Source organism: Variovorax sp. 01T439_2 (assembly GCF_056398445.1).
The window spans coordinates 1-5,274 of sequence record NZ_JBFTPJ010000373.1; the positions used below are offsets into that span (position 1 = coordinate 1).

The 5,274-nt window shown below is 69.8% G+C and carries 6 protein-coding genes; 2 read left to right on the forward strand and 4 right to left on the reverse strand.

Features of this window, described 5'->3' with window-relative positions; all coding sequences use genetic code 11:
- Window positions 1-28 precede the first annotated feature (28 nt).
- Complete coding sequence (locus tag AC1DOC_RS18000; protein ID WP_478130197.1) at window positions 29-775, reverse strand: LysR family transcriptional regulator; 747 nt, start codon at window positions 773-775, stop codon at window positions 29-31.
- A gap of 103 nt (window positions 776-878) precedes the next feature.
- Between AC1DOC_RS18000 and AC1DOC_RS18005 the strand changes: the two genes are divergently transcribed.
- Window positions 879-1,823 carry an NADP-dependent oxidoreductase gene (locus AC1DOC_RS18005; RefSeq protein ID WP_018907362.1) on the forward strand — a complete coding sequence of 315 codons (945 nt, stop codon included), beginning with the start codon at window positions 879-881 and terminating at the stop codon, window positions 1,821-1,823.
- Between the two features lie 42 nt (window positions 1,824-1,865).
- Window positions 1,866-2,735, forward strand: coding sequence for an NmrA/HSCARG family protein (locus AC1DOC_RS18010; protein ID WP_018907363.1), 870 nt, complete (start codon window positions 1,866-1,868; stop codon window positions 2,733-2,735).
- Window positions 2,736-2,760: 25 nt separating this feature from the next.
- Here the strand turns inward: AC1DOC_RS18010 and AC1DOC_RS18015 are convergent, their stop codons facing one another.
- From AC1DOC_RS18015 to AC1DOC_RS18025, 3 genes are all read right to left on the reverse strand, one after another.
- Complete coding sequence (locus tag AC1DOC_RS18015) at window positions 2,761-4,017, reverse strand: CaiB/BaiF CoA transferase family protein (protein ID WP_478130198.1); 1,257 nt, start codon at window positions 4,015-4,017, stop codon at window positions 2,761-2,763.
- 74 nt (window positions 4,018-4,091) lie between these two features.
- The gene (locus AC1DOC_RS18020) at window positions 4,092-4,871 is read right to left on the reverse strand and encodes an IclR family transcriptional regulator (protein WP_015866238.1); all 780 of its coding nucleotides are present in this window, start codon (window positions 4,869-4,871) and stop codon (window positions 4,092-4,094) included.
- On the reverse strand, window positions 4,868-5,274 hold a 407-nt coding region (locus AC1DOC_RS18025), incomplete at its 5' end, for an IclR family transcriptional regulator domain-containing protein (protein WP_478130199.1). The genes AC1DOC_RS18020 and AC1DOC_RS18025, both read right to left, overlap by 4 nt.

Consider the following 5,274-nt stretch of genomic DNA (forward strand, 5'->3'; position numbering starts at 1 on the left):
AGCTGGTTCCACGCGATGGACTGCGGGATCAGCGCGGCGCCGGCGCCGGCCACAGCTGGTTCCACGCGATGGACTGCGGGATCAGCGCGGCGCCGGCGCCGGCCACCGCGGCGTCGCGGATCATCAGGAACGATGAAAGCCTGAGCCGCGGGACCGGCTCCACGACCAGGCGCCCGTCGTCGAGCGTCCAGTTGCCGCCTTGGAAGGTTGTTGCAACAACGCCGGGAACGGCGCTGACCTTGCCCTTGCCTCGCTTGGGCATGGGCACCGAGGGCGCGGCCACGACCACCAGCCGGTCCTTGGCGAAGCACCGGCCCACGAGGCTGCTGTCGGGGCTGGGATTGATCCGGATCGCGGCGTCGAACTGCTCCTCGACGAGATCGACCAGGCGATCGTCCGCCACCACCTCGCAGCTGACCTCGGGGTAGGCCGTGCAGAACTCGGCGCCGATGCGGCCCATCGCCAGCTGCGAGAACAGCACCGGCGAGGCGATGCGCAAGCGCCCGCGCGGCACCGACAGGCCCTCGCGCGCGGAGGTCATGGCGTCGGCCACCTCATGCATCGGCCCTTCGGTGCGGTCCATCAGCATCTGGCCGGCCTCCGTGAGCTTGAGCCCGCGGGCACTGCGCTCGATGAGCCGCACGCCGAGCTGCTCTTCCAGGTCCGCGATGCGCCGGGACAGGGTCGCCTTCGATCTTCCGCTCGCGCGGCTGGCTTTTCCGAGCCCGCCATTCGCTGCGACGAGCGCGAAGTCGGTCAATGCGTTCAGGTCCATGTGTTCCGGATTTGAGACGAGGGGTCTTCATTTTCGGGTCTTCGTTTTACGAATGCAACGGCCTATCTTCTCCCCATCGCAACTTCGAGATGAGGAAATTGAAATGACCACCAACACCACTACGCAACGCGCCGTGCTGATCAGGGCCTATGGCGGTGCGGCCGCCGCCGAGGTCGCCGAGATCGCGCGCCCCGCAGCCGGGCCGGGCCAGGTCCTGGTCCGCGTTCGGGCCGCCGGCGTGAACGGCATCGACTGGAAGGTTCGCGAGGGCTTCGTCCGGGAAGCCTTCCCGCTGCAGCTGCCCGCCGTGCTGGGCATCGAGCTTGCGGGCACCGTCGAGGCGCTCGGCCCCGGCGCTTCGCGCTTTCGCGTGGGCGATCGCGTCATGGGGCCGCTGGGCGGCCTCGGTGCCTATGCCGATGTCGTGGCCGTAGCCGAGGCGAACCTGGTGCGCACGCCCCAAGGCCTGGACGACGTTCATGCGGCCGGCGTTCCGGTGGCGGCCGTGGCCGCCTGGCAAAGCCTGCACCACGCGGGTCCGATCACCGCAGGCCAGCGGATCCTGATCCACGGCGCGGCGGGTGGACTGGGCGGCTATGCCGTGCAGTACGCCAAGCGGGCGGGTGCCGAAGTGTTCGCGACGGCATCGACCGCGCACCTCGAATACGTGCGCAGCCTGGGCGCGGACCACGTCATCGACTACCGCACAGAACGCTTCGAATCGGTCGCGCAGGACATCGACCTGGTGCTCGACTACGTCGGCGGCGAAGTGCTCGATCGCTCGTGGCAGGTGCTGTCGAAGGACGGCGCGATCGTCGGCACGTCCTCGCCCGACATCCTGGCACGCACGCCGCCCGGGCGACGCGGACTGTGGTTCATGAACAAGCCGGACACCGCCCTGCTGGAACGGCTGGTGGCAGAGATCGCCGAAGGCACGCTGGTTTCGAAGCTCGGCGAAACCGTGGGCTTCGGCGACATCCCCGCGGCCATCGAACGCAATCGCACCGACCCGCGCATCGGCAAGGTGGTCGCGGATTTCTCGCGCTGATCGATCTTTTTTTATCCCTCTTCAACTTCCCAGGAGATTTTCATGAGCATTCTCGTCACTGGTGCCACCGGCACCATCGGTTCCCTCGTCGTCCAAGGCCTGGCCGCCGCCGGCGCCGAGGTCCGCGCGTTCGTCCGCACGCCCGGAAAGCAGCGCTTCCCGGCGGGCGTCAAGGAGGTCGTCGGCGACCTGACCGACGTGTCCTCGCTGCGCGCGGCGTTGTCCTCGGTGCGCACGCTGTTTTTGCTGAACGCCGTCACGCCCGACGAAGTGACCCAGGCCCTCGTCGCGCTGAACCTGGCGCGCGAGGCTGGCATCGAGCGCATCGTCTACCTGTCGGTCATCCATGCGGACAAGTTCACCGACGTGCCGCACTTCACCGGCAAGCACACGGTCGAGCGAATGATCGAGAGCCTCGACATTCCCGCGACCATCCTTCGGCCCGCGTACTTCATGCAGAACGAGCGCATGGTGCAGCAGGTGATCCAGGGCCACGGCGTCTACCCGATGCCGATCGGCTCCACGGGCGTCGCGATGATCGATGCGCGGGACATCGTGGACACCGCCGTTGCCGAATTGCTGCGCCGCGACCGCGCACCAGCGCCACTGCCGCGCCTGACGCTGGAGCTGGTCGGCCCCGAGCTGCTGACCGGCGCCTCGGTGGCCAAGGCCTGGAGTGCCGCGCTCGGCCGCGAAGTGGCTTACGGCGGGGACGATGTGGCCGCCTTCGAAGGCCAGATGGCCGCGCTGGGCCCGTCCTGGCTGGCCTACGACATGCGCCTGATGATGGCCGGGATCCAGAAGTTCGGCATGCACGGTGAGGAGGGCGCAGCGGATCGCCTGCAGGCCCTGCTCGGCCGTCCACTGCGCAGCTACGCGGACTTCGTCAAGGAGGCGGTTGCCGCGTCGTAGGCGGCGCGCCTCGCGGACGCATGGCTCAGATCACGCCCTCGCGCTGCAGCCTGTCCAGCGCATCGCTGCCAAGGCCCAGCGTCCCGTAGACCTCCGCGTTGTGTTCGCCGGCCGCCGGCCCGGTGCGCGGCGCCGCGGGCTTGAAGCCCGAGAAGCGCGGCACGATCGCGGGGGCGGGCAGCGACCCGAGGTCCGGGTCGGGCAAGCGGATGATGGCTTCGCGCGCAATGAAGTGCGGATCGGCCATCACGTCGTCCACCGCATAGACCTTGCTGTGGGGAACGCCGCCGCGGGTCAGGGCCTCGGACAGTTGCGCGCGCGTCTGGCACTCGCACCAGCCGGCGACGATCGCATCGATCTCGTCGATATTGCGCACCCGGTCCGGCGTGGTCGCAAAGCGCGGATCGCGCGCCAGCGCCGGCTGGCCCATGGCCTGGYAGATGCGCTTGAAGATCGGGTCGGACGATCCCACGATCGTGACCCAGTGGCCGTCCGTTGTGCGGTACATGTTGGACGGGGCCGTGTAGGTGGCCCGGCTGCCCGAACGGCTGCGCGCCTGCCCCAGCACCTCGTGCTCGACCGGCAGGGCCTCGAGCAGCCGGAACATGGCCTCGGTCGCCGCGAGGTCGATCTCCCGGCCCGGTGCGTCCGGGTGGCGATGGCGTTCCGCGATCGCGGTGGAGATGGCGAAGGCGCCGAACAGGCCCGCGATGACGTCGCCGAGCGGATAGTTCATGTGCTGCGGACTGCGGCCGCTTTCGCCGGTCAGGTGGGCGAAGCCGCTCATCGCCTCGAAGATGCGCGCGAAGCCCGGGCGCTGCGCATACGGGCCGGTCTGGCCGAAACCAGTGAGGCGCAGGATGACGAGCCTGGGGTTGACCGACCACAGCGTGGGCGCGTCGAGTCCCCACTTGTCGAGCGTGCCGGTGCGGAAGTTCTCGACCAGCACATCGAAGGACGCGATCAGCCGCAGGAACAGCGCACGGCCTTCCGGCTTGCGCACGTCGAGCGACACGCCTTTCTTGCCGCGGTTCGAGACCTTCCAGAACAGCGCGTGATCCGGCGTGGTGGGCGAGAGCGAGCGCAGCGGGTCGTTGCCTTCGGGCAGCTCCAGCTTGACGACCTCGGCGCCCATGTCGGCGCACAGCGAGGCCGAGAAGGGCGCCGCAATCACGGTGGCCATGTCGAGGATCCGGATGCCGGCGAGCGGCCCCTGTGGCGTGGCGGGCGGTGGCGCGGGCTCGGCGGCGGCGGTGGGTTTGAAAGCGTCGGATGGCGGCATGCATCGAAGTCTGTTGGCGCGCTCCATTTGCCGCAACCCATGTTTCGACATCCTGAACGCGGTGCCGGCGCGCGCTATCGCAGGCCCAGCGAGAGCTCGATGCTGTGCGCCAGCGTGAGCAGCCGCGGCGCGGCCTCCCGGCGCATCTGCGCGAAGCTGCCGCGCCTGGTTGCCACGGCGCAGTTCAGCACGAACTGCATCCCATCCACCAAGCCGTGCAGCGGCACGGCAAAGCCATGCCGGTTCGGCTGCCAGTCGGCGCGGGCACTGCAGAAACCGTCGCGCGCCAGTTCTTCGCGCGCCAGCTCGGCGGCCGCCGCGTGGCGCTCGAACTCGGCCGGCGCGGCAACGCGGATCTGGTTCAGCACCGACAGCCGCTCCTCGGGCGCGGCGCGCGCCAGCCAGGCGCGGCCGATGGCCGTGGCCAGCATGGGAAGCGGCGCGCCGATGTCGGGCGTCAGCACGAAGTCTTCGCTGCTGCGCGCAGTCTCCACGTAGACCATGTGGATGCGGTGGCGCAGCCCGAGCGAGACGGCGCCCTCGATCTCGCGCGCCAGCGTTTCCATCATCGGCCGCGCGACCGGGCGGATGCGCATGCTGGCCAGCAGCGGATGGCCGAGGCCGAGCACGGCCGCGCCCAGCCGGTACCTGGCGCTGGCCGGGTCGCGCCGCAGGTAGCCGAGCAGCGCCAGCGTGTGCGTCAGGCGCGCGACCGTGGGTTTGGAAAGGCCGGTGCGCTGCGCAAAGTCCTTGTTCGCGAGGCTCGATTCGCCGGGATGAAAGCACAGCAGCAGGTCGATGCCGCTCGCGAGCGTGGTGGCGAACTGGCGGTCCTTGGTGTCCGCATCTTTCATGGCGCGGCATCCAGGTCGGCTTCCACGCTGCGCGCGAGCGCGACGAGGCGCGGGCCCACGCCTTGCTCGAGCTGGCGCGGGCCGAGCCGCGAGGTGAGCACGCCGCAATTGAGCACCAGGGTCTCGCCGTCCTGGGGAATGCGGATCGGCACGCCGACCGCCTGCACGTCGCTGCGCCAGGCGCCGCGAGACACGCAGAAGCCCTTGCGCTTGAGATCGGCCTGCGCCCGCACCAGGTCGGCTTCGTATGTCTGCACGTGGCCCGGCTCCGACGCCTCGATCTGCGCCAGCACGGCGTCGCRCAACTGCTGCGGCGCCTGCGCGAGCCAGCTGCGCCCCATGGCTGTCGGCAGCATCGGCACGGCCGCGCCGATGTCGGGCCGCCATGCGCTGAGGTCGTGGC